22 protein-coding genes are annotated in these 22,757 nt (G+C 68.1%); 8 read left to right on the top strand and 14 right to left on the bottom strand.

The window, feature by feature from the left end:
- Nucleotides 1–234 precede the first annotated feature (234 nt).
- From AB0M15_RS38865 to AB0M15_RS38845, 5 genes are all read right to left on the bottom strand, one after another.
- Nucleotides 235–690 (bottom strand): TadE family protein, encoded by a 456-nt coding sequence (locus tag AB0M15_RS38865; RefSeq protein ID WP_363831146.1) that lies wholly within the window; start codon nt 688–690, stop codon nt 235–237.
- Entirely contained in the window at nt 687–884 is a 198-nt protein-coding gene (locus tag AB0M15_RS38860; protein ID WP_363831143.1) for a hypothetical protein, read from the bottom strand. The genes AB0M15_RS38865 and AB0M15_RS38860 overlap by 4 nt, the downstream gene beginning before the upstream one ends.
- 14 nt (nt 885–898) lie before the next feature.
- The gene (locus tag AB0M15_RS38855; RefSeq protein ID WP_363831140.1) at nt 899–1,837 is read right to left on the bottom strand and encodes a type II secretion system F family protein; all 939 of its coding nucleotides are present in this window, start codon (nt 1,835–1,837) and stop codon (nt 899–901) included.
- A gap of 289 nt (nt 1,838–2,126) precedes the next feature.
- Nucleotides 2,127–2,987 (bottom strand): type II secretion system F family protein, encoded by an 861-nt coding sequence (locus AB0M15_RS38850; protein WP_363831137.1) that lies wholly within the window; start codon nt 2,985–2,987, stop codon nt 2,127–2,129.
- Entirely contained in the window at nt 2,987–4,264 is a 1,278-nt protein-coding gene (locus tag AB0M15_RS38845) for an ATPase, T2SS/T4P/T4SS family (protein ID WP_363831134.1), read from the bottom strand. The genes AB0M15_RS38850 and AB0M15_RS38845 overlap by 1 nt, the downstream gene beginning before the upstream one ends.
- Before the next feature lie 275 nt (nt 4,265–4,539).
- On the opposite strand from AB0M15_RS38845, the gene AB0M15_RS38840 reads away from it, so the two are divergent.
- Both AB0M15_RS38840 and AB0M15_RS38835 read left to right on the top strand, forming a co-directional pair.
- On the top strand, nt 4,540–5,040 hold the full coding sequence (locus tag AB0M15_RS38840) for a SigE family RNA polymerase sigma factor (RefSeq protein WP_363831131.1): 501 nt from the start codon (nt 4,540–4,542) through the stop codon (nt 5,038–5,040).
- A 14-nt stretch (nt 5,041–5,054) separates the two neighbouring features.
- A complete protein-coding gene (locus AB0M15_RS38835) occupies nt 5,055–6,335 on the top strand; it encodes a hypothetical protein (RefSeq protein ID WP_363831128.1) in 1,281 nt (426 codons plus the stop codon).
- A gap of 38 nt (nt 6,336–6,373) precedes the next feature.
- On the opposite strand, the gene AB0M15_RS38830 is transcribed toward AB0M15_RS38835, so the two are convergent.
- A complete protein-coding gene (locus AB0M15_RS38830; protein WP_328320248.1) occupies nt 6,374–7,117 on the bottom strand; it encodes a GntR family transcriptional regulator in 744 nt (247 codons plus the stop codon).
- A gap of 100 nt (nt 7,118–7,217) precedes the next feature.
- Nucleotides 7,218–8,255: a Gfo/Idh/MocA family oxidoreductase gene (locus AB0M15_RS38825; protein WP_363831123.1), complete on the bottom strand. Its 1,038-nt coding sequence runs from the start codon at nt 8,253–8,255 to the stop codon at nt 7,218–7,220.
- Nucleotides 8,256–8,422: 167 nt separating this feature from the next.
- Here AB0M15_RS38825 and AB0M15_RS38820 point away from each other — a divergent pair, with 167 nt between their 5' ends.
- Nucleotides 8,423–9,406 (top strand): LacI family DNA-binding transcriptional regulator, encoded by a 984-nt coding sequence (locus tag AB0M15_RS38820; RefSeq protein WP_363831119.1) that lies wholly within the window; start codon nt 8,423–8,425, stop codon nt 9,404–9,406.
- On the opposite strand, the gene AB0M15_RS38815 is transcribed toward AB0M15_RS38820, so the two are convergent.
- The gene (locus AB0M15_RS38815) at nt 9,403–9,624 is read right to left on the bottom strand and encodes a hypothetical protein (protein ID WP_363831115.1); all 222 of its coding nucleotides are present in this window, start codon (nt 9,622–9,624) and stop codon (nt 9,403–9,405) included. The two genes, AB0M15_RS38820 and AB0M15_RS38815, sit on opposite strands and share 4 nt — an antisense overlap.
- A gap of 199 nt (nt 9,625–9,823) precedes the next feature.
- Entirely contained in the window at nt 9,824–10,291 is a 468-nt protein-coding gene (locus AB0M15_RS38810; protein ID WP_363831111.1) for a LacI family DNA-binding transcriptional regulator, read from the bottom strand.
- 97 nt (nt 10,292–10,388) lie between these two features.
- Here AB0M15_RS38810 and AB0M15_RS38805 point away from each other — a divergent pair, with 97 nt between their 5' ends.
- Nucleotides 10,389–11,528: a phytanoyl-CoA dioxygenase family protein gene (locus AB0M15_RS38805; RefSeq protein WP_363831108.1), complete on the top strand. Its 1,140-nt coding sequence runs from the start codon at nt 10,389–10,391 to the stop codon at nt 11,526–11,528.
- A 14-nt stretch (nt 11,529–11,542) separates the two neighbouring features.
- A complete protein-coding gene (locus tag AB0M15_RS38800; RefSeq protein WP_363831105.1) occupies nt 11,543–12,544 on the top strand; it encodes a Gfo/Idh/MocA family oxidoreductase in 1,002 nt (333 codons plus the stop codon).
- Here the strand turns inward: AB0M15_RS38800 and AB0M15_RS38795 are convergent.
- The gene (locus AB0M15_RS38795) at nt 12,537–13,586 is read right to left on the bottom strand and encodes an amidohydrolase family protein (RefSeq protein WP_363831101.1); all 1,050 of its coding nucleotides are present in this window, start codon (nt 13,584–13,586) and stop codon (nt 12,537–12,539) included. The genes AB0M15_RS38800 and AB0M15_RS38795 overlap by 8 nt on opposite strands.
- Before the next feature lie 65 nt (nt 13,587–13,651).
- On the opposite strand from AB0M15_RS38795, the gene AB0M15_RS38790 reads away from it, so the two are divergent.
- The 3 genes from AB0M15_RS38790 to AB0M15_RS38780 all read left to right on the top strand — a co-directional run bounded on the left by AB0M15_RS38790 (nt 13,652) and on the right by AB0M15_RS38780 (nt 18,052).
- Nucleotides 13,652–14,173, top strand: a complete 522-nt coding sequence (locus tag AB0M15_RS38790) for a TetR/AcrR family transcriptional regulator (RefSeq protein WP_363831098.1) — start codon at nt 13,652–13,654, stop codon at nt 14,171–14,173.
- 87 nt (nt 14,174–14,260) lie between these two features.
- Nucleotides 14,261–17,653, top strand: coding sequence for a beta-N-acetylglucosaminidase domain-containing protein (locus AB0M15_RS38785; protein WP_363831094.1), 3,393 nt, complete (start codon nt 14,261–14,263; stop codon nt 17,651–17,653).
- Nucleotides 17,654–17,800: 147 nt separating this feature from the next.
- Nucleotides 17,801–18,052 (top strand): hypothetical protein, encoded by a 252-nt coding sequence (locus AB0M15_RS38780; RefSeq protein WP_363831091.1) that lies wholly within the window; start codon nt 17,801–17,803, stop codon nt 18,050–18,052.
- A gap of 36 nt (nt 18,053–18,088) precedes the next feature.
- On the opposite strand, the gene AB0M15_RS38775 is transcribed toward AB0M15_RS38780, so the two are convergent.
- The 4 genes from AB0M15_RS38775 to AB0M15_RS38760 form a co-directional block, all read right to left on the bottom strand.
- Entirely contained in the window at nt 18,089–19,585 is a 1,497-nt protein-coding gene (locus AB0M15_RS38775) for a CoA-acylating methylmalonate-semialdehyde dehydrogenase (protein ID WP_363831088.1), read from the bottom strand.
- A 106-nt stretch (nt 19,586–19,691) separates the two neighbouring features.
- Nucleotides 19,692–20,837 carry a Gfo/Idh/MocA family oxidoreductase gene (locus tag AB0M15_RS38770; protein ID WP_363831084.1) on the bottom strand — a complete coding sequence of 382 codons (1,146 nt, stop codon included), beginning with the start codon at nt 20,835–20,837 and terminating at the stop codon, nt 19,692–19,694.
- On the bottom strand, nt 20,834–21,709 hold the full coding sequence (locus AB0M15_RS38765) for an ATP-binding cassette domain-containing protein (protein ID WP_363831080.1): 876 nt from the start codon (nt 21,707–21,709) through the stop codon (nt 20,834–20,836). Before AB0M15_RS38765 ends, AB0M15_RS38770 begins: the two co-directional genes overlap by 4 nt.
- A complete protein-coding gene (locus tag AB0M15_RS38760) occupies nt 21,706–22,752 on the bottom strand; it encodes an ABC transporter permease (RefSeq protein WP_363831077.1) in 1,047 nt (348 codons plus the stop codon). Before AB0M15_RS38760 ends, AB0M15_RS38765 begins: the two co-directional genes overlap by 4 nt.
- Nucleotides 22,753–22,757: the final 5 nt, after the last annotated feature.

Below are 22,757 nucleotides of genomic sequence, written 5' to 3'. Positions count from 1 at the left end.
CCTCGCCGCCTAGCTCAGCCAACTCATTTCGCTCAGCCTTTCCGACTAGCGGGAGCTGGGGCGACCGACCCGCCCGGTCTGCCAGCGCACGCATAAGTCCCCTCGGCAAACGCCTACTCTTGCGTGTCGAGTCTGTTCGCGGGAGTTGTGCGTGCGTGGCAATCCATCGAGGTTGTACGTCCGTGGTGGTCCACGGGGGCTGTGCGGGTGATGTGGGTCGGGACGGTCGGGAAGTCATTCGCCGGTTTCCTTGACGGCGTGGCCCTCGACGGTGAAGGAGATGCCGGGGCCCCACAACCCGAGCGGCGGCATGTGCGCCTTGACCACGACCAGTACGCCGGGTTGCCCGTCGACATCAGTCGCCTGGCCCTCGACCGAGTCGATCAACTCGTTGCGGACCACCCCGTCGATCAACTCCCGCGTCCGCGCCTCGCCATCACCCGGCTCGCGATTGATCACCGACGCGTAGTGCGCTCCCTCGGATGCCGCTGCCGTGATCGTGTTCCGCACGTACAGGAACAACCCCACCTGCAGCACTCCCAAGAACAAGGGCACCACCAGCATCGACACCATCACGAAGTCCACCACCGCGGCGCCCCGCTCACCCCGCTCACCGGGTCGTGGGGCGCACCGAAGTACCGCCAGGACCTTGGGCAGGCGGAACGGGGGCAGGTGGCGGGCTGGGCTCACTTGTTGGAGACGGAGTCCAGTGCCTTGTCGAGCATGTCGACGAGTTTCGGGCCGGCGAGGGTCCAGATCGCCACCACCAGGCCGGCGGTCATCACGGTGATCAGGACCCAGCCGGGAACGTCGCCGCGTTCCTTCTCGGCCGGTCTGGACTTCGTCACCAGGGCTACGAACAGTCTGGTCATCAACAGGGACATGGCATCTCCTCAATTCATCCGGCGATCAGCCGGATCCCGACAGCGCCTGGATAGAAGGCGAAGGCAATGGTCACCGGGAGCACGAGAAACACCACCGGAATCATCATGGCGACCTCCCGGCGGGCGCCCGACTCGATCAGCTCCCGGCGGCTGGCTTCGCGGATGTCACCCGCCTGGGCGCGCAGTACGTCGGCCAGCGGCGTCCCGCGCTCGAGCGCGACCGCCAGCCCATCGGCAAACCGCGACAGGGCCAGCAACCCGCTGCGATCCGCCAAAGCATCGAGCGCCCGCACCAGCGGATCGCCCGCTCGCGTCTCGGCGAGAACTCGTTGCAACTCGTCGGCCAACTCGCCACGGCACGACCTAGCGACCCGGTCGAGCGCGGCAGCAGGCCCTTCACCGGCAGCAACGGACAAGGCCAGCAACTCGGCAACAGTCGGCAACTCGGCCAGCAACCGACGCTCGCGACGACTCACCTGGCTGGTCAGATAGGTGTCGCGAGCCAGCACACCGATGATCGCCAGGAAGCAACACAAGACCAGCAACCCGATCGGATTCCCGAACCCCCACGACAACGAAACAAGGGCGACCAGCAACCCCACCCCGAACCCAGCGGCACCCCACAACACCTGCTCGATCCGGAATTCCTCAACCGTACGGTCGATTCCGGCCCGCGCCAGCCGCCGCCGGATCGACGCCGCCCCACCCAGAATCCGCTCGAGCCGCTCCGCCCCCGCCCGCAACGACGGCCCGAACAGCCGCACGATCGCGTAGAACGGCGACCCGGAATCCACCACACTCCGGAACACATCCGACCCACCGATATCCCGCAGGTACGGCCCGATCCGATCATCAACAGAAGGCTTCCGCAAGAACGGCAACCGCCGCACCACCAGCAACAGCCCACCACCCAGCAGCGCCCCCAGAAAAGCCCCAAGCACCATCGGACTCATCGCAAAAACTCCCCACCGAGCGCCGGACGAAGGAAGCCGGTGTGGGTCACCGGACTCATCACAGCAGCTCCCCATCGGAGCGCCGGGCGAAGGAAGGCGGGGTGTGTTGAGGGACTCATCGCACCAGCTCCACCGGGCGTCCGGTGGAGGCAGGCGCTGGGGGTCGACGGACTCATCGCACCAGCTCCCCATCGGGGCGTCGGGCGCAGGAAGGCGGTGTGGGTCGAGGGACTCATCTCAGCAGCTTCACCGGGCGTCGGGCGAAGGCAGGCGGTGGGGGTTGACTGGCTCATCGCAGCACCCGTTCTGGTTCTGGTAGGCGGCCTATGCGGAGCATCAGGCGGTAGGCGATTACGCAGACGAGGGCGCCGATGCCGATGATCAGGGCGCCTACGGGGGAGTTGTAGCGCTGGATCACGTCGCCTTGGAAAGAGAGCATTGCGAGGACCAGCCAAGGGGCGGCGACCGCTACCCGGGCTCCGTTGACCGACCAGGATTGTCTGGCTTCTAGTTCGGATCTGGTGCGGGCGTCGTCGCGGAGGAAGCTCGAGAGGGAACGCAGCAGGCGGCCGAGGTCGCCGCCGCCGACCTCGCGCGCGATCCGCAGGGCCTCGATCACCCGGTCGCCGACCGGGTCGGCCAAGCGCGCCTTCAAGCGGTCAAGGGAATCCGCGAAGCGGCCGGTCGACGCATAGTCCGAACCGAACCGCCGGAACGGCTCCCGCAACGGCAACGGCCCGCGCTCCCCCACCTGAGCCAGCGCCTCCGACAACGACAGACCAGCCCGCACCGCGGACGCGATGTTGTCGACCACATCAGGCCACAGCTCACGAAACTCCGCCAGCCGCTTCCGCGCCCGTCCCTTCAGCAAAGCGACCGGCGCCCCACCCGCCATCACGCCGAACACCAGCCCGATCGGCAACGCAGCCGACACGAGAAACATCAACAGGAACGCGACGAACCCCGTGATCACACAAGCCCCGATGAACGCAGCCGGCGTCACACCCTCGACTCCGGCTGCCGCCAGCAGATCCCGGCTGCGAGTCGTGAGACGTCCGTCCGTCCCGGCCTTGGGCTCGCGCGGCGCGATGAAGGTCCAGATGATCAGCAGTACGCCGATACCGAAGAAGAGACCGAGCAGGAGCCCCATCAGCTCAGACCTCCCGGCAACTCGGTGAGCAGCCCGGCCGGCGAGTACCCGCGTTGCAGGAAGCGCTCGGGATGCGGCAACTGCCCCTCGGCCCGGCGCAACTGCCCGTCGACGGTGGCGAACAGGTTCTCGGTCTCGATCGCCTGGCCCTCGATCCGCCCACTGACCGCGAGGATCTCCCGCACCCGGCGCTGACCGTCGTGACTGATCCCGAGGTGGACGACCAGGTCGACACAGCCGGCAACGGTCGGCAGCACGAACCGGGAACCGATGTTCTCCCCGGCGAGCAGCGGCAGCGTGCACATCTTCGTCAGCGCCTCGCGAGCCGAGTTGGCGTGGATCGTGCACATGCCGGGAAGTCCACTGTTCAAGGCGAGTAGCAGGTCGAGGCACTCCTCGCCACGGACCTCACCGACGATCACCCGCGAAGGCCGCATCCGCAGCGACTCCTTCACGAGGTCGCGCAGCCGGACCTCGCCGGTCCCCTCGAGACCCGCCTGCCGGGTCTGCATCGAGACCCAGTCCGGGATCGGCAGCTTGATCTCGAAGACCTCTTCGCAGGAGATCACCCGCTCGCTGCCGGGGATCGAGCCGGACAACGCGTTCAGCATCGTCGTCTTGCCCGCCTGCGTCCCACCGGAGACGAGGATGTTGAGCCCGCAGGCGACGGCCGCGTCGAGCACCGCGGCGGCGTGCTGGGTCAACGAGCCGAGCGCGACCAGATCGGTCAGCCGGGTCGCCCGGACGGTGAACTTGCGGATGTTGATCGCCGCGTACCGCTGGGTGATGCCGCCGAGCACGATGTGCACCCGGCTGCCGTCGGGCAGCCGGGCGTCGGTGAACGGCTGGGAGACGTCGATCCGCCGGCCGGTCGTCTTCAGCATCCGCTCGACCAGGTCGCTGACCTCCTCCTCGGTCAGCACCGTGGTGGTCAGCTCGTGCCGGCTCTCGCGGGCGATGAAGACCCGGCTCGGCTCGTTGATCCAGATCTCTTCAACAGCCGGATCGTCCAAATAACGCTGCAGCGGGCCGAAGCCGGCCACCCGGTCGTGCACCTCACGGCTGACCGCCTCGAGGTCGCCGATCGGCGGCACGATCCCGGTCAGGCTGCGCTCGTCGTACTCCTTGACGACCGTCGCGACGATCGCGACCACCGCGCCGGGGTTGCGCAGCGGGTCGATGCCCTCGCGCCGGACCAGATCGCGGACCTGGGCGTCGATCAGCTCGACCGCGTCGCCGCCGACGTACCGGCGCGGGGCAAGTCTGTCGGCTGTCATCGTCTCCCCGTGAGCGTCTCGGACGGCGACCCGACCGGTCACCCTGAGCGACATCCTTTCAACCCGGGGCACACCGGCGCCACCCGCTCCCCCGTCACCTGTGGACAACCGTGACACGCCAGAGGTCTACCGACCGTATCCAGCCGGTCACCAGGCGGTCCACCCGATTGCAGCTTGTTGCAGGCTCCACCGACCCCACGGCAGCGGAGACTCGGGTGTAACGCGAGCGGCCGGGTGCGGCGTCGTAAAGGTGTGACCACGACGGAGAGGCCGGGATGAGATCTACGACGGACGACTTCGAGGAGTTCGCCAGAGCGCGAACGCCACAGTTGTACCGGACGGCTTGGTTGCTGACCGGGGACCGGCACCACGCGGAGGATCTGGTCCAGGAGACGCTCGCGAAGATGTTCCGGGCCTGGCGGGGCCTGCAGCGGATCGACAACCCGCCGGCCTACGCGCAGACCGTGCTGGCCAGGACCTTCATCTCGCAACGGCGCCGGCGCAGCTGGAGCGAGCAGCCGGTGTCGTCGATGCCGGAGCGGGCCGACCGGCCGGGCGATCCGGCGTTGCGGATCTCGTTGCAGAACGCGCTGGCCGAGCTGGCCCCTCTCGACCGTGCGGTGCTGGTGCTGCGGTTCTTCGAAGATCGCAGCGTCGAACAGGTCGCGCTGGATCTCGGCAAGAACGCCGGTGCGATCAGGACCCGAACGTCTCGCGCCCTGGACCGCCTGCGGGTCGTCCTGGGCGCGGACCTCGACCACCTGATCGCTCTCTGAGAAGAAGGACCCCGATGAAGAACCTGAACGACACCCTGCCCGAGCTGATGCGCCGGGCCACCGAGAACCTCGAACCCGAGTCCACCGACCTGGTCGAACGCGGCATGGCCCGTGGCCTCACCCTGCGCCGCCGCCGGACCGCCCTGTTCACCGCCACCGGCGCCACAGCGGTGGTCGCCACAGCCGCGGTCATCGTCGGCGGCAACCAGCTCTTCGCCAAGGACACCCCAGCACCGCCGGCGGCCAGTACCACGACCAAGCAGTCGACCACGGTCACCAAGCAGGCACCGAAACCGGTCACCATGAAGGAGACCCAGGCGACGCTGACCAAGCTCCTGCCCGCGCGCCTCAAGGTCGCCAAAGCCCAGGTCTGGGACGACGGCGGGGGCTATCAGGCAGAGCTGCTCGTCAACGACGGCAAGGGCCTGTCGCTGCTCAGCCTGGCGATCAGGCCACCGTTCGGGCACAACCAGGGCTGCTCGGACCAGAAGCCCGGCACCTGCGGCCCCCGCGCGGACGGGTCCGAGCTCACGGTCGTGAAGGAAGAGGTCGACGAGCGGACTCCCGGCGTCCTCACCAACCGCATCTACCTCATCCGCCCCAGCGGCGAGACGATCTCCCTGGCGAGCCTCAACGGCCCCACCGTGACTCGCAACGGCGCTATCACGGTCGAGAAGTCTCGTCCCAAGCCTGCGCTGACCACGGCCGAACTGATCAAGATGGCGGACAGCGACACCTGGCGCTTCCCGCCGAAGCCGGTGGAGTCCAACGTCCCGGAGAAGCCGCAGCCGCCGAGTCCCGGGGTGAACAAGCCGCCGGTACCGGTCCAGCAGACCCTGCAGACGCTCAGAGCCGTACTACCGAAGGGCCTGCAGGTCACCCAGCCGCAGACGCGGGGTGGCACTCCGGCGGACTACAACGCAGCCTCTGTGATCGTCGACGACGGCAAGGGCAAGTCGTACGTCGAGGCCTTCGTCACCTACGAGGTGCCGACGGTCAAGAAGTGCGGAGTAGAGGGCGCACCGAACCACTGCAAGGTTCTGCCCGGTGGCGGTGTGGCCGGCTGGGACAAGAACTCCCCTGAGTACAGCGACGCCCGGCAGGCCAAGGAGGGTGTACTGGGGAACACGGCGGTGATCCGCTACGCCGACGGCCGCTACATCAGCATCACCAGCTACAACGCGGTCGCGGAGAAGGGGTCCAAGCACACCCGGCCCAAGCCGGCCATCAGCGTCGAGAAGCTGCTCGAGATGGCAGGCGACAAGGCCTGGAAGTTCCCCGGCACCAAGAAGTAAAGGCTCTCTCGTCCACCGCCGGCCCTCTGAGGGGTGGGTCAGCGGTGGACGAGGGTATGTTCGAAGGCGTAGCGGGAGGCCCGGAACAGGTGCGAGCCGTACTCCACCGCGCGACCGTGGTCGTCGTAGGTGATCCGCGTGGTCGCCAGTAGCGGGTAGCCCGGCTCTTCCATCAGGAGCCGGGCTTGCTCTGCTGTTGCGGGCTGGGCCGAGATGGTCTGGTGCGCCACCTTCAGGCGGACCCCCTCGGCCCGCAGGAGCTCATAGAGTCCGCGCTCGGCCAGGGTGTTCGGGTCGGTGTCGAGCATCTCCGGGGGCAGCCAGTTGCGCATCAGGGCCAGCGGCTCACCATCGGCGCGACGGAGCCGCTCCAGGCGCAGTACGCGATCGCCCTGCTCGCACTGGAGAGCTGCGGCGACGTCTGGGGTCGCGGGGGCGATACCGAAGCGCAGTACCTCCGTCTGCGGCTTGCGGTGCGCAGCGGCGAGATCGTCGTACAGGCTGGTCAGTTCGAGGCTGCGGCGGACCTGCCCCGAGTTGCCGACGACCTGTGTGCCGACGCCGCGCTTGCGGACCAGCAGGCCCTGGTCGACCAGCCGGGCGATCGCCTGGCGGACGGTGGGGCGGCTGAGGCCGTACGCCTCCGCGAGGTCCACCTCGTTGCTGAGCCGGGAACCGACCGGGAGGTCACCGCCCTGGATCGCCGCTTCGAGTTGCTGCGCGAGTTGTACGTGAAGCGGGGTGCGGCTGGTGCGATCTACGCTGACCTGGACGGTGCTCATGGGCACATCTTGGAGGGTCGGGGGCGCACCGTCGAGTCGAAGCATGGATTTGATCAGATCTCTTCCAATCTAGCGATCCCGCTGAGCCCGCGGGAAAGCCTCATCCGAGCTCGTCGAGCTGGACCGGCCGGCGTTCCTCGTGGGACTTCATCGCCGCCAGCGCGACCCGCAACGCGTCGCGGGCGTCCTCGCCGGTGACCGGCGGAGTCGAGCCGGTCCGGATCGCGTCGGCGAACTGCGACATCTCGGCGACGTACGCGTCGATGAACATCTCCTCGTCGCTGCGCAGCGTCTGCTGGCTGATCCCGTGCTCGCCGTACTGGAGCATCGGACTGTTCGCGTGCCGCCCGGCCGTCACCATCCCCTTCGACCCGAACACCTCACCACGCACGTCGTACCCGTACAGGGCCGAGAAGTTCGCCTCGGCGGTGGCGATCGCGCCGTTGTCGAAGCTGAGCATCACCGCGGCCGTGTCGATCAGCCCGGTCTCCTTGTACTGCGGGGCGACCAGCGCATCGGCCCGCGTGTACACCTCGACCGGCCGGCCGGCCGGGTTGAGCCAGAGCAACGTGTCGAAGTCGTGGATCAGCGTCTCGCGGAAGATCGTCCACGGCTTGATCCCGGCCGCATGCGTCATCCCCGCCGGCCAGCCGGGATCGCGAGTGACCGAGCGCATCAGCTGCGGCGTACCGATCTCGCCGTTGACCACCGCGGCGTGTGCGGCCGCGAAATCGCTGGCGAACCGGCGGTTGAAGCCGACCTGGAACACCACACCCGCTTGTTTCGTGGCCGCGATCGCGCGATCCATCTCGGCCAGCTCGAGCGAGGCCGGCTTCTCGCAGAAGACCGCCTTGCCTGCCTCGGCGGCACGGACCACCAGCTCGCTGTGCACCTTGGCGATCGAGGTGATCGCGACCGCGTCGATCTCGGGATCCTTCAGCACGTCGTCGATGTCCGGGTACGCCCGGGCGTCGTACTTCGCCGCGAGGCTCTCGGCCACGTCGACCCGCGGGTCCACCACCGCGGCCAGCTCGGCGGCCGGCACCCGGCGCGCGACGTTGCCCGCATGCATGGTGCCGATCCGGCCGGCGCCGATCAACGCGATCCGGATGACTTGCAGCCCATGGTCGGTACGCATGTGGTCGATCTCCTCATGACGTCTGGTGTTCCCCGTTGTGACGAGCAACTACTACTAGTAGCAACATCTACTAGAGCGCTCTAGTCACGAGCTAGCGAACACTGCTTTGATGGGCCCGTCAAGGGTTCTGCGGCGTAATCGTTTTCGTACCAGGTGGAGGTGTTTTCTTGTCCCGCGCCACGATGGAGGACGTCGCCCGGCTGGCCGGCGTCTCGCGAGCGCTCGTCTCGATCGTGTACCGCGACGCGCCCGGCGCCAGCGACGCGACCAGGGCCCGCGTACTGGCCGCGGGGAGCGAGCTCGGCTACCGGCCCGACCACCGCGCCCGGCTGCTCGGTCGCACCAGGACACGGTTGCTCGGCGTGACGTTCGACGTACGGGCTCCCTTCCACGGCGACCTGGTCGAGGCCCTGTACTCCGCTGCGGAAGCCGCCGGCTACGACCTCACCCTCAGCGCCGTGGCCCCGTCGCGTGCCGAGCCGCGTGCCGTGCAGTCCCTGCTGGACTACCGCTGCGAGGCGTTGATTCTCCTCGGCCCACAGCTCTCGCCGTCCGCCCTGTCGGCCCTGGCGGAGTCACAGCCCGTCGTCGCGATCGGCCGCAACGTCCGGGCGGCCGGCGTCGACGTAGTACGGACCGATGACTCGGCCGGCTCGCGGCTTGCCGTGGAACACCTGCTGTCGTTGGGCCATACGCGCATCCTGCACATCGACGGCGGCAAGACGCCGGGCGCGACGGAGCGGCGTACCGGCTATCGCAAGGCCATGCGCCAGGCAGGCCTCGAGCCGCACGTCCAACCCGGCGGCCGCACTGAGGCCGACGGAGCCGACGCTGCCAAGACCTTCCTCAACGACCCGCCACCCGTCACCGCCGTCACCCTCTTCAACGACCGCGCGGCGATGGGCTTCCTGGACACCATCCGTCTGTCCCACTTGGAGATCCCCACAGATCTCTCGGTGGTCGGCTACGACAACACCGCCATCGCCGCGCTCTCCCACCTCAACCTCACCACCATCGCGCAGGACACCGCAGCGCTCGCCACCCAGACCATCACCACAGTCCATGCCCGCTTGACCGGCACTCCGCCAACCACTCCGGTGGTGATCACACCGACCCTGGTCCCCCGCTGCACAACAGCACCACCGCGTTAGGTAGGCAGGTTGTGCGGGGTGATCGGGTGGATGTTGGAGGGAAGGGAGTGCGGGGCGTCGGGGAGAAGGTGGTGGGCCTGTAGGAGTGCATGGCAGCTGCGGCGGAGGTCTGCGGAGAGGTCGTGGTGCAGGACCAGCGAGAGGGCGCCGCTGCGGAGTAGTGCCCGGTTGTCCGGGTCCAGGTCGTGGGCAATGAAGCAGCGGTAGGGGCGGTTCAAGTCGCTGAGGGCGTTGACGATCGCCTGGTTGCCGCCGCCGATCGAGTAGACAGCGGTGATGGCGGGGTCAGCCGTGAGGGCCTGCAGCGTGAGGGCGTGGGTCGTGGCGTCCAGGCCGTCGGTGTTGTTCAGCTCGACGATCGAGCGGTCGGGGGCGAGCCGGCGGAGGGTGGTACGGAAGCCCTTCTCGCGCTCCTCCTCACCACGGAAGGTCGGTCACCAACGTCACCACCGGGATGCCGGCCGCGACCAGGCGATCGACCGCCTCGACGACCTCGGGCTCGTCCGGCGCCTTGAGGATGACGCCTTGCGAACCGCGCCGGCGTACCAGGTCGAGCGTCTCGACCATCGCGGGCGCCGACGCCGTCTCGTCCAGACTGAACCGGGCCCGGATGACGGCCGGCCGCAGACCCGGCAGCTCACCCTCGAGCGCCGACCTGACGGCACCGGTGAAGCGGGCCGGCGCCTGCATGACGAGGTCGACCACCAACGTGCGGCCACCGAGACGCAACTGGTCCTGTTGCCGCTCCAGTTCACGGACCGCCCGGTCGACCTGACGCTGAGCGCGCGTGCTCACCCCGGCCCGGCCGTTCAGCACCCGATCGACCGTGGTCTCGCTCAGCCCGGCCTGGAGCGCGATGTCGCGGACGCGAAACGCTCGGCTCACTCGGGCTCCACGAATGACGGTTTTTTGACGGGTTTCAGGTGTACCGGTCCCATCATCCACGGACCAGGCTGAAGCCACCACGAGAGGAGCCACCCCGATGACCTGGCTGAACCCCGAAGACGCCCGCCTGCAAGACCTCCTGACGGTCCTCGAAGACCGCACCGACCCCGCCGACTATGCGTTCGCCCGAACGATCGAGCAGCAGGTCCCGCTGTACGACGCCGACCGTCTCCGCAAGGAGGACCCGCTGGAGGTCCAGGCCGAGTTCGCGAAGGCGCTCAGCGACGGCCCCGGCATCGTCGTCCTGAAAGGTGCTTTCGGCAACGATGTGGTGGACGCCACGACCGCCGAGTTCCGGGCGATGATCGACGACCAGCACCGGGCCGGCACCGCGGCCGGCGACCACTTCGCCAAGCCCGGCGCCAACGACCGGGTCTGGAACGCCTTGGAGAAGCTGGCGCTGCGGGCGCCCGAGGTCTTCGCCCGCTACTACTCCAACGATCTGCTCGCGTTGACGGCGAAGGCGTGGCTCGGCCCGGCGTACCAGGTCACTTCGCAGGTGAACGTGGTGAATCCGGGAGGTGAAGGTCAGACGGTGCACCGCGACTACCACCTCGGATTCCAGTCCGACGACGTCGCTGCTCAATACCCTGCTCATGTGCACAAGCTGTCCAGCGTGCTGACGCTGCAGGGGGCGGTCGCGCACTGTGACATGCCGGTGGAGAGCGGGCCGACGCTCTACCTGCCGCACTCGCACAAGTACGAGCTGGGCTACCTGGCCTGGCGGCGGCCCGAGTTCGGCGAGCACTTCGTCGCTCATCACGTGCAGTTACCGCTGGCCAAGGGCGATGCGGTGTTCTTCAACCCGGCGTTGTTCCACGCGGCCGGCAGCAACCACTCCGGCGACATCTTCCGGATGGCGAACCTGCTGCAGATCTCGTCCGCGTTCGGCCGGGCGATGGAGAGCGTCGATCGGGTCCGGATGGCGGTCACCCTCTATCCCGTGCTGCGTACTCTGCGGCACGATGACGCCTTCGATCTGGACAACGTCGTCGCCGCCAGCGCCGAGGGATACGCTTTCCCGACCAACCTGGACCGGGATCAGCCCATCGGCGGTCTCGCTCCCCAGACCCAGGCCGACCTGGTCCGCCAAGCCCTCGCCGAGGACTGGCCCGACACCCGGCTGCAGCAGGCCCTCGACGAACACTCTGTACGCCGCCGTACGGATGACATCTGAGCAAGGGAGTATGCATGGAACCGCTTCGCATCGGAATCCTCGGCGCCGCCCGGATCGCGGGCCGCGCGATCGCCGAACCGGCCCGGCTGACCGGCGCCCGGCTGGTCGCGGTCGCTGCCCGGGATACCGGCCGGGCGGAGGCGTTCGCCGCCGAGCACGGGGTGGAGCGGGTGCTGGCGAGCTACCAGGACGTGATCGACGATCCGGAGGTCGAGGCGATCTACAACCCGCTGGCCAACGGGCTGCACGGTCCGTGGAACCTCCGGGCGATTGCCGCCGGCAAGCATGTACTGACCGAGAAGCCCTCCGCGAGCAATGCGACCGAGGCTGCCCTGGTGCGTGATGCTGCGCGCGAGCGGGGCGTAGTACTGATGGAGGGCTTCCACTACGTGTTCCACCCGGTGACCCGGCGGCTGCACGAGCTACTGGCCAAGGGCGAGCTCGGTGAGCTGCAGCACGTCGAGGCGACCATGGTGATGCCGCCACCGGCCGACGACGACCCGCGTTGGTCTCTGCAGCTCGCCGGTGGGGCAGTGATGGACGTCGGCTGCTATGCGCTGCATGCGCAGCGGATGCTCGCCCCCTGGGGTGGTGGCGCGCCGAAGCTGGCCAGTGCTCGGGCAGGTGAGCGCAAGCGGCTTCCTGGTGTGGATGAGTGGCTCAACGCCGACCTGGTGTTTCCCAACGGGGCTACTGGGGCAGTACGGACCAGCATGGCCGGTGAGGAGCTCGACTTCAGCCTGCGGATCATCGGCACGCGGGGTGAGGCGTTCGCGCCGAGCTTCGTACTGCCGCATCTGGACGACCGGGTCACCGTGAAGACCAAGGAGGACACCTGGGTCGAGCGGCTCGGCACCAAGTCCTCCTACACGTACCAACTGGAGGCGTTCGCCGCACACCTCCGCAACGGCGCTCCACTGATCACCGACGCCGACGACGCCCACGCGACGATGGAACTCATCGACGCCTGCTATCGCGACGCCGGCCTTCAGCCCAGGCCGGTCACCGCTATTTAGACACTCCAGCCACCCACACCCTGGTGATGGACCGGGTGGCCGACAGATCGGTCAGCGGATCTCCTGCGATCAGCAGGAGGTCCGCCCGACGACCTGCCTCGACAACACCTCGGTCTGCCAGCTTGAAGTACTGCGCTGGTCCGGCTGTCGCTGCATTGAGGGCCTCCGCGTTGGTCAGGCCTGCTCGGGTCAGCAACTCGAGTTCCCGGTGCAGGCTGCTGCCGTACTCGACCGGTGGCACACCTGGCTGAGCATTGGCGTCGGTACCGGCGAGGATCGGGACGCCGGCGTCATGCAGCGCACCGACTGTCTCGAGTGCGTCCTCAAGGCGGGTTCCTCTGAGCTTGCTGATGGACTCAGCCATCGTCAGCGTCGGTACAACGACCTGCCCGGCCGCGGCCAGCGCTTCGACCTGGTCGGGACGCAGCGCCTCCCCGAACGGCACATGGGTGACGATGTCCACGCCGATGGCGATCGCCAGGTCGTAGGCGCCGGCCGAGGCGGCATGCGCGATCGTTAGCAACCCGGCCTCGCGAGCAGCCATGACGAGCGCGGCGGCAGCGGCCTGGTCCGGGCCACCCTCTCCCGGTGCTTCGAGGACCAGCTTCAGGTAGTCGGAACCGTCCGCGATCCGGCTGCGAACCATCTCGCCCGCCTGCTCCGGCGTACCGGCGTAGGCACCCTCCGGCATCCCGAACTGCGCATGCCGCCCGCCCCTGCCGATGACCGGCAGCCCCGCGCTCCTGATGTCGGAGACACCGGGCTGTTCACGCAGGGACTGCACGAGCGAGGCCGGCCACGACGCCATGTCGAGCCCGGTCGTCACGCCGTACGACACCAACTTCCCGAGCGTCTCCGGCCCCTTCAGATGCAGATGCGCGTCGATCAGGCCCGGCAGCAGTGTCAGGCCGTCCGCCTCAACCACCTCGTCGGGCTCACCTGCTTCGGCCGCGATCACCCGGCCGTCGATCGTCACGTCCCGCGGCCCGGTCAGCCCGTGCCCGTCGAACACCCGAGCTCCACGAATCAGCGTCTTCGCCATCGGTCCTTCTCCTCCTCGGAACAGGAACAGCTAGCACTTTATAGTACAAGCTGTACCATAAGCTCATGACCAGCCCAACCGACCCCCGGATCGAGCGGACCCGGCAGCACGTGCTCACCTGCGCTCGCGAACTGCTGCTGGCCGAAGGCGCCGAGGCGGTGACCTTCAGCGCATTGGCGCGACAGGCGCGCGTCTCGCGCAACACCCTCTACCGACACTGGGCGACGCCCGAGCAACTACTCGTCGACCTGACGCTCGAGTACTACGTGATGCGCGTCGACGACAACGCGTCCATGACCGTGCCCGAGTTCCTTCATGGCCTGCGCGACAACCTGAGCACCTCGGAGACGGCGTCGATACTGACGGCTCTGATCGCCAGGGCGCACCGCGACGAGAGCACCTCCGAAGCGCTCCAGCACCTCGCCGGCCGGCGCAAGGAGGCGCTCGCCTCGATCACCGGACCGCTCAGCGACGCCCAGTTCGCGGCCCTCATCGGTCCGCTCTTCTACCAGGCCTTCATCGCCCGCGGCCGCCTCGACGACGCCTTCGTCGACGAACTCATCGCACTGACGACGCTTCCGCGATAACGCGCAGATTTGTCTCAATGACGCCTTGACGAGCACTTATGAACAGTGGCTAACTAACTGGAGCCGCCCAGTCATGAGGAGACTCCCGTGCGTCGTCACTCCCTGTCCCTACTGTCCGTCGTCGGTCTGATCGCGCTGGCCGCGCCCTTCGCCTCCTCCGCGGGCACTGCCGCCAGTACGTCGTACGCCGGCCCTCCTGCCGGGCCGGTCTCGCCGCAGCCACGGCAAGTGACCAGCCGGAGTGACGGGTTCGCCCTGACCCCCGTGGTCGGACTGGTTCGGGGCAAGGACTCCGACGCGGACAGCGAACGGGTCGTCCGCCGACTGCTCGACCGGGCCGGTGTGACGGAGGTGAAGACCACCGACGGCACCGACCCCGGTACGCCGACCACCATCTGGCTCGGCGACGGCTCCTTGGACGGGGTCGCCGACAGCTCTGGCCTGCCGGCCGAGGGGTACGTGCTGGCGGCCGGACGCGATCGCGGCGGGCGCAATCACGTAGTACTGGATGGTGTCGACACCGACGGCACGTACTACGCCGCGCAGACGCTCACTCAACTCGTGCAGACGCGGCATATCGGCACCGACTGGATGCCTGGCGTCTCGATCAGGGACTGGCCGACCATGCGCTACCGCGGCTCGATCGAGGGCTTCTACGGCACGCCCTGGTCGCAGGCCGACCGGCTGGATCACGTCGACTACCTCGGCGCACATCGGATGAACACCTACGAGTACGCACCGAAGGACGACCCGTACCACCGGGAGAAGTGGCGCGAGGCCTACCCGGCCGACAAGCTCGCGCAGCTGGGCGAACTCGTGAGCCGTGCCCGGCAGAACAAGGTCGACTTCACCTTCGCGCTCTCCCCCGGGCTCGACATCTGCTACACCTCGGAGTCGGACTTCCAGGCGCTGATCGCGAAGTTCGAGGCGCTCTACGCGCTCGGCGGGCGGTCGTTCAACGTGCCGCTCGACGACATCGACTACAACACCTGGCACTGCGACGCCGACCGGGCGAAGTACGGGACCGGCGGAGCCGCCGCCGGGCGCGCGCAGAGTGAGCTGCTGAACCGTGTCCAGCGCGAATGGGTCGAGACCAAGCCCGATCTCGCACCGTTGCAGATGGTGCCCACGGAGTACTACAACGTCTCGGAATCGCCCTACAAGAAGGCATTGCGGGAGCAGCTCGACTCGGATGTCGTCGTGCACTGGACCGGCGTCGGCGTGGTTCCGCAGACGATCACAGCCGCGCAGGCCGCTGCCGCGAAGGCCGTGTTCGGCCACGACATCCTGATCTGGGACAACTACCCGGTCAACGACTACGCGGCCGGACGCTTGCTGCTCGCTCCGTACAGCGGCCGTGAGCCCGCCCTCGCCAACGACGTCGTCGGCATCATCTCGAACCCGATGAACCAGGCCGCGGTCAGCAAGATCGCGCTCTACTCCTTCGCCGAGCTCGGCTGGAACCCCGCCTCGTACAACGAGCAGGCCTCCTGGCTTCGCGCCCTGGCCGAACGATCCGACGGCGAGCAGCGCACGATCAACGCGCTGAAGGTGTTCGCCGATCTCAACACGTACGACGGCACGCTCCACTCGGCGAGTGCGCCGGTGCTCCAGGCCGCGATCGACACCTTCTGGCAGACCTGGCGCGCAGGCGACCGGGCCGGCGCGATCGCCGTACTCCGGCCCCTCCTGAAGGCCGTCGCCGAGGCGCCGGCGACGATCCGTGCCGGTGTGCCCGACCCGGCCTTCGCCGCCGAGGCGGAGTCGTGGCTCAAGGCAACCGAATTGTGGGGCCAGGCGATGCTGCGTGGACTCGACCTGCTCACCACCCTCGACAACGGGAACGGTGCCCGCGCCTGGACGGCCCGCCAGGAGATCGACGCGCTGGTCACGCAGGCCAAGGCGATCCGGGACAGCCGGCTGCCGCACAGTGGAACGTATCCGCGGATCGGCGAACGCGTGGTCGACGAACTGCTCGCCGAGATCGGGCGGGTCCAGGATCGCTGGCTCGGTGTCGTCCCGGCGCGGGCCGCGTCGACGACGCTCGGCACCTATCAGGACAACGTGCCGGCGCGGATGGTCGACGGCGACCTGAACACGTTCTTCTGGAGCAATGGGACTCCTTCGACGGACTCCGAGGTGCGGGTCGACCTCGGCGAGAGCACGCCGATCGGCGACATCGCCTTGCTGATGGGCAAGCCGGGCAGTACGAGCGACTACATCCAGTCGGGTGCCCTGGAGTATTCGGTTGATGGGACTCACTGGACCGAATTGACCCGCGCCACGACGGCCGAAGTACGGGCTGTCGCGCCGGCCGGGACGAAGGCGCGCTACGTCAGGTACCGGGCGTTGGCGGCGGACGACTTCTGGGTCGTCGTGCGCGAGTTCTCGGTGCAGACGCTCGGCGGCGGTAAGACCTCGATGACAGTCACCGGTACGCCGACGCCGGCCAGCGGTTCGTCGTACCAGGCAGCCGTCGATGGCAACGTCGGGACTGCCTACCTGGCGGGCCATGCTCCGGTGGCCGGGGATGCTCTGGTGGCGACCCTGTCGGCGCCTCGGGCGCTTGCGGCGGTGACTGTGCTCCAGCGGACGGCTGCAGTGGGCTCTGCGGATGTGGAAGTCCGAGTTGGTGGCGCCTGGCGTCAGGTTGGTCGCGTGACCAGGGCCTATACGGAGTTGGTCTTTGGCAGCCTTCAGGCGGAGGCGATTCGCCTTGTGTGGAAGGACGGGAGCGCTACGCCGCAGGTGGCCGAGCTGATCCCGCGCTGGGCGGACGCACCGCCCGTGACGCTCGCCGTCGACGACACCGACGTCGTCCGCGGCCAGGCCACAACCGTCAACGTCACCTTGGCTGCGCCCGTCGACGTCACCGGCACACTCTCCATCGCAGCTCCTGCCGGCTGGTCAGTGCCCGCCAGCCAGCAACTCGAAGTACCACGCGGCTTCACCCGCACTGTCGGTATCAAGCTGACCCCACCCGCCGACGCGCCCCTCACCGCCGTCGCCCTCCCCATCACCTTCAGGATCGGCAGCCAGGCGTACACCACGACGCTGACCGCATCGGTCCGCCCGAAGACCTCCACCACCGACGCCCTGCTGAACCGACCAGCCACTGCATCCAGCGTCGAGCCCGGCACGACCTTCACCCCCAACCTCGCCGTCGACGGCAACCCCACCACCCGCTGGGCCTCCGGCTACGACGACGCATCCTGGCTCCAGATCGACCTAGGCACCAGCACCCGACTCGGCAAGGTAGTCCTCCAATGGGAGGCGGCCTTCGGCTCGGCTTACCGCCTAGAGGTCTCCAACAACGGCACCACCTGGACCACGGCCGCCGACGTCACCGGCGCCGACGGCGGCACCGACACCCTCTGGCTAGACGCCACCGGCCGCTACCTCCGCCTCCAGGGCGTCGACCGCGCCACCACCTACGGCTACTCCCTGTACGACTTCGCCGCCTACCCGATCGTCCCGTGACCGTGTTGCAAGTCCATCCAAACTCCATCTCAACTCACTCTGAGTAGTCACCCACCCACTACATTCACCCCATGCGGCAGACGATCAGAAGCCGAACACGGACCTATTCAGCATCAGCAAATGGCTCGTGTTCCCGGAGCTGTTCCTGTGCCTGAACTACTGACCTCGGTTGGCGTCGGCTTCTGGAATTCCAGCTATGGGCAGGCTAAGAGCTGGAAGCAGTACAACTCGTCGGCCCGGGTGAGGTTCGCAGGACAGAGCTGGTATCTGCCGCAGAGCAGTCCGAAGCCGAAGCCGAGTTGCTACGGCGTGATGGTCCGGTACCACCTGTACATGCGTGGGATCGACGATACGAAGGACACCGGTCAGCTCGCGATCTGCCCGACCCCTGAGTGGTGACTCGAACTGGGGTAGTCACCACTCAGGGGTGTTCTGCTACTCGTGCGTCGGGAAGCCCAGGTTGAGGCCGCCGTGGGAGGGGTCCAGCCAGCGGGAGGTGATGACCTTGCCGCGGGTGAAGAAGTGGACGCCTTCGGTGCCGTGGGCGTGGGTGTCGCCGAAGAGTGAGTTCTTCCAGCCGCCGAACGAGTAGTACGCCATCGGTACCGGGATCGGCACGTTGACGCCGACCATGCCGACCTCGACCTCGGTCTGGTACCGCCGGGCGGCGCCGCCGTCGTTGGTGAAGATCGCGGTGCCGTTGCCGTACGGGTTCGAGTTCACCAGCGCCAGCGCCGCGTCGTACGACGGGACGCGCAGCACCGACAGCACCGGGCCGAAGATCTCGTCGGTGTAGATCGACATGTCCGGAGTGACCTTGTCGAACAGCGTCGGGCCGAGCCAGAAGCCGTCGTCACCGCCGTCGAACGGACCTTCGCGACCGTCGACGGCCAGCTCCGCGCCGGCCTCGACCCCGGCTTCGACGTACCCGACGACCTTGTCGCGGTGCGGTCCGGTGACGAGCGGGCCCATGTCGCTGCCGCGGGTGCCGTCGCCGGTCTTCAGCGTCCCCATCCGCTCGCGGATCTTGGCGATCAGGTCGTCCGCGACGGGCTCGACCGCGACCAGCGCGGAGATCGCCATGCAGCGCTCACCCGCCGAGCCGAAGCCGGCGTTGACCGCGGCGTCGGCGGCGAGGTCGAGATCGGCGTCGGGCAGTACGACCATGTGGTTCTTGGCGCCGCCGAGCGCCTGGACCCGCTTGCCGTTCCTGGTGCCGGTCTCGTAGACGTAGCGCGCGATCGGCGTCGAGCCGACGAACGAGACGGCCTTGACGTCCGGGTGCTCGAGCAGCCGGTCGACGGCCTCCTTGTCACCGTGCACGACGTTCATCACGCCGCCGGGCAGGCCCGCCTCCTTCCAGAGCGCGGCGACCGCGTTGACCGCGGACGGGTCCTTCTCCGACGGTTTGATCACCACGCTGTTGCCGCAGGCGATCGCGATCGGGACGAACCACAGCGGCACCATCGCCGGGAAGTTGAACGGCGAGATGACCGCGACCACGCCGAGCGACTGGCGGATCGAGTAGACGTCGACGTTGGTGGAGACGTTCTCGCTGAAACCGCCCTTGAGCAGGTGCGGGATGCCACACGCGAACTCGACCACCTCCAGCCCGCGGGTGACCTCGCCGAGCGCGTCCGAGAGCACCTTGCCGTGCTCGGCGGTGATCAGCGCGGCGATCTCCTCCTTGCGCGCGTTCAGCAGCTCGCGGAAGGCGAACAGCACCTGGGCGCGCTTGGTGAGCGAGATCGTGCCCCACGCCTTCGACGCGTCGTGGGCGACCTTCACCACCTCGTCGACGGTGGCCGCCGAGGCCAGGTCGAGCTCACCGGTCGCCTCACCGGTGGCCGGGTTGTAGACCTTGCTGGTCCGCTCGGAGACTCCCGTCCACGGGGTTCCGCCGACCAGATGGGTGATTCGCTCAATGCTCACAGCTGCATCCCTCGCTCGTTCGGTAAGTCTGCGTTCTTCATCTGCCGACCTCGCCGGTCCTCATCCGAGCACCTCGCCGGTCCTCATCCGAGCACCTCGGCGGTCGTCATCCGAGCACCTCGTTGCGGGCGACCATCTCGACCTCGACCGGGCGGCCCTCCTGCAGGGACCGGACCCCGGCCGTGCAGACCGCCGCGGCCGCGTACCCGTCCCAGGCGCTCGGGCCGTCGATCTCGCCCTTCGCTGCGGCATCCACCCAGCGCTGGACCTCGATGTCGTACGCGAGCCCGAAGCGGACCCGGAAATCGTCCGGCACCGCGCCACCCCAGTGTCCGGCCTGCTTGGTCAGTACGTCGACCCCGAGACCGATCGTCGCGCTGCCCTTCTCCGCCACGGCCTCGCAGCGCACCTCGTAACCGACCTGGAAGTTCACGAAGACCTCCACATCGGCCATCGCACCGCCGGCCATCTCGAACACGGCCAGTTGCGGATCGAGCACCCCCTCGGCGACCAGGCTGGTCGGCTTGGGCGCGTGCACGGTGATCCGGGTGATCTCGTCGTCGAACAGCCAGCGCGCCACGTCGACCTCGTGCACCAGGGAATCGCGCACGATCATCTCGCTGCGGAACGTCTCCGGGACCGTCTTGTTCCGGTGCACGTTGTGCAGCAGCAGCGTCCGGCCCAGCTCACCCGAATCCAGCAACTGCTTCAACCGCGCGTACTCCGGATCGAAGCGGCGCATGAACCCGACCTGGATCAGCGCCCGGCCAAGCTTGTGCTCCGCCTCGACCACCCGCAACGACGACTCCGCATCCATCGTCAACGGCTTCTCGCACAACACCGGCTTCCCATACTCCAGACAAGCCATCAACTGCTCCCCATGAGCAAACCCAGGCGACGCGATGATCACCGCATCCACCTCAGCATCCCCAACCAACGCCAACGGATCCCCAATCACCCGCACCTCACCACCGCGAGTTCCGGGGGCGGCGGAGGTGCCGGCGGCACCGGGAGTACCGGAGGTGCCGGCTGGCGACCCGCCTGCGTGGGCGGAGCCGGCGCTGCCCGGCGTACCGGGGCCGGCGCTGACCGGAGTACCGCTTAGGGCTGCGGCGAGTGACTCGGCTCGGGCGGTGTCGGGGTCGGAGACCGCGACGAGGCGGGCGCCGGAGGTTCGGTGGGCGACCCGTTCGGCGTGGTCGGCGCCCATTGCTCCGACGCCGATGATGCCGATCCTGAGGTCTTGGGTCATGTGCTCTCCAGAGGGGATTGGATCCTGGCCGGCCCGTCGGCCGGCCGTGCCACCGCACCCGCGTCGATGTCGCGCAGCTCGTGGCTGAGCGCCTCCAGCTCGGAACCACCGGCCATCTCGTTGGTCAGCTGCTCCAGCGTGATGTCGGCGCGATGCGTGTCGAGCGCGACCCGGCCCAGCTTGAGCACGACGAAGTGGTTCCCGACCAGGTACGCGTGGTGCGGGTTGTGGGTGATGAAGACGACGCCGAGCCCGGCGTCGCGCGCCTTCACGATGTACTTGAGCACGACCCCCGACTGCTTGACGCCGAGCGCCGCCGTCGGCTCGTCCAGGATCAGCACCTTGGCGCCGAAGTAGATCGCCCGGGCGATCGCGATGCACTGGCGCTGACCGCCGGACAGCATCCCGACCGGCTGGTCCAGGTTGGGGATCGAGATCCCCATCTTGGTCAGCTCCTCACTCGCGATCCGCATCATCTGGCGGATGTCGAGCCGGCCGAACCCCTTGGTGATCTCGTTGCCGAGGAAGAAGTTCCGCCAGACCGACATCAGCGGCGCCAGCGCCAGGTCCTGGTAGACGGTGGCGATCCCGCTGTCCAGCGACTCCCGCGGCGACTTGAACCGGCGCTCCTCGCCGTTCACCGAGAGCGTGCCGTCGGTGTGCTCGTGCAGGCCGGCGATGATCTTGATCAACGTCGACTTGCCCGCGCCGTTGTCACCGAGCACACAGGTGATCTCGCCCTGCCGGACCGCCAGCGAGACCCCGCGCAACGCGTTCACGTTGCCGTAGCTCTTGCCGACCTCGTCCAGGTGGACCACCGGGGTGGTCGGCCCGGCGGCCGCCTCGGCGTCGAAACTGCTCGTGGTGGTCATCGCGCTTCCGCCTTCTTCTTGACGACGAGGTTCACGATCGTGGCCAGCAGCAACATCACGCCCAGGAACGCCTTGAACCAGTCCGGGTTCCAGCCGGCGTACACGACGCCCAGCTGCACCATGCCGAAGATGAGCGCCCCGACCGCACCGCCGACCACGGAGCCGTAGCCGCCGGTCAGCAGGCAGCCGCCGACCACCGCGGCGATGATGTAGAGGAACTCCTTGCCGACGCCCTCACCGGACTGCACGACGCCGTTCTGCGCGAACAGCAGGTGCATACCGGTGAACCAGGCGAAGAAGCCGACGGCCATGAACAGGCCGATCTTGACCCGCTTCACCGGTACGCCGACCGCCCGGGCCGCGGCGGCGTCGCCACCGACCGCGAAGATCCAGTTGCCGATCCTGGTCTTCAGCAGGAACCAGGCGGCGATCGCGACGAAGACGATCCACCAGACGATGATGATCTTCACCGTGATCCCGCCCAGCTTGAACTGCGACGCGAATACGGCGTGGGCCGAGGAGAACCCGTCCATGTCGCTGATCGAGTTCGACGCCACGGCGCCCGACGTCAGCCGGGTCACCGCGATGTTCAGGCCTTGCAGGATGAAGAAGGTGCCGAGCGTCACCAGGAAGCTCGGCAGCCCGGTCTTCATCAGCAGCCAGCCGTTGAAGGCGCCGATCAGCAAGGCCAACGCCAGCGACACGAACATGGCGAGCCAGACGTTGACGCTGAACTGGTACGCGAAGATGCCCGCGGTCAGGCCGGCGGTGGTCACCGCGACGCCGGCCGACAGGTCGAACTCGCCGCCGACCATCAGCAGCGAGACCGGGACGGCCATGACACCGATCAGGGCGGCCCCGTACAGGATCGTCCCCACGTTGTTGATGTCCCGGAAGGGAGCCGCGGCGATCGCGAAGAAGAGCAGGATCGCCACCGCGCCGACCAGGGAGCCGATCTCCGGGCGGCTCAGCAGGCGGGCGCCCACCGACCGGGTGGAGACCCGGTCGTCGGCCGCCGCCGGCGTCGTGATCGTCGATGCCATGGCCG

Source organism: Kribbella sp. NPDC051718 (assembly GCF_040681515.1).
Lineage (GTDB): Bacteria > Actinomycetota > Actinomycetes > Propionibacteriales > Kribbellaceae > Kribbella.
The sequence above is the reverse complement of the archived record's forward strand: the minus strand, read 5'-3'. Positions and strand labels throughout refer to the sequence as shown.

Excerpts from the sequence above, each read along its gene's own strand:
- AB0M15_RS38860 (WP_363831143.1), bottom strand. The coding sequence starts at position 884 with ATGTCCCTGTTGATGACCAGACTGTTCGTAGCCCTGGTGACGAAGTCC.
- AB0M15_RS38855 (WP_363831140.1), bottom strand. The coding sequence starts at position 1,837 with ATGAGTCCGATGGTGCTTGGGGCTTTTCTGGGGGCGCTGCTGGGTGGT.
- AB0M15_RS38850 (WP_363831137.1), bottom strand. The coding sequence starts at position 2,987 with ATGGGGCTCCTGCTCGGTCTCTTCTTCGGTATCGGCGTACTGCTGATC.
- AB0M15_RS38845 (WP_363831134.1), bottom strand. The coding sequence starts at position 4,264 with ATGACAGCCGACAGACTTGCCCCGCGCCGGTACGTCGGCGGCGACGCG.
- AB0M15_RS38840 (WP_363831131.1), top strand. The coding sequence starts at position 4,540 with ATGAGATCTACGACGGACGACTTCGAGGAGTTCGCCAGAGCGCGAACG.
- AB0M15_RS38835 (WP_363831128.1), top strand. The coding sequence starts at position 5,055 with ATGAAGAACCTGAACGACACCCTGCCCGAGCTGATGCGCCGGGCCACC.
- AB0M15_RS38830 (WP_328320248.1), bottom strand. The coding sequence starts at position 7,117 with ATGAGCACCGTCCAGGTCAGCGTAGATCGCACCAGCCGCACCCCGCTT.
- AB0M15_RS38825 (WP_363831123.1), bottom strand. The coding sequence starts at position 8,255 with ATGCGTACCGACCATGGGCTGCAAGTCATCCGGATCGCGTTGATCGGC.
- AB0M15_RS38805 (WP_363831108.1), top strand. The coding sequence starts at position 10,389 with ATGACCTGGCTGAACCCCGAAGACGCCCGCCTGCAAGACCTCCTGACG.
- AB0M15_RS38800 (WP_363831105.1), top strand. The coding sequence starts at position 11,543 with ATGGAACCGCTTCGCATCGGAATCCTCGGCGCCGCCCGGATCGCGGGC.
- AB0M15_RS38795 (WP_363831101.1), bottom strand. The coding sequence starts at position 13,586 with ATGGCGAAGACGCTGATTCGTGGAGCTCGGGTGTTCGACGGGCACGGG.
- AB0M15_RS38790 (WP_363831098.1), top strand. The coding sequence starts at position 13,652 with ATGACCAGCCCAACCGACCCCCGGATCGAGCGGACCCGGCAGCACGTG.
- AB0M15_RS38770 (WP_363831084.1), bottom strand. The coding sequence starts at position 20,837 with ATGACCCAAGACCTCAGGATCGGCATCATCGGCGTCGGAGCAATGGGC.
- AB0M15_RS38765 (WP_363831080.1), bottom strand. The coding sequence starts at position 21,709 with ATGACCACCACGAGCAGTTTCGACGCCGAGGCGGCCGCCGGGCCGACC.
- AB0M15_RS38760 (WP_363831077.1), bottom strand. The coding sequence starts at position 22,752 with ATGGCATCGACGATCACGACGCCGGCGGCGGCCGACGACCGGGTCTCC.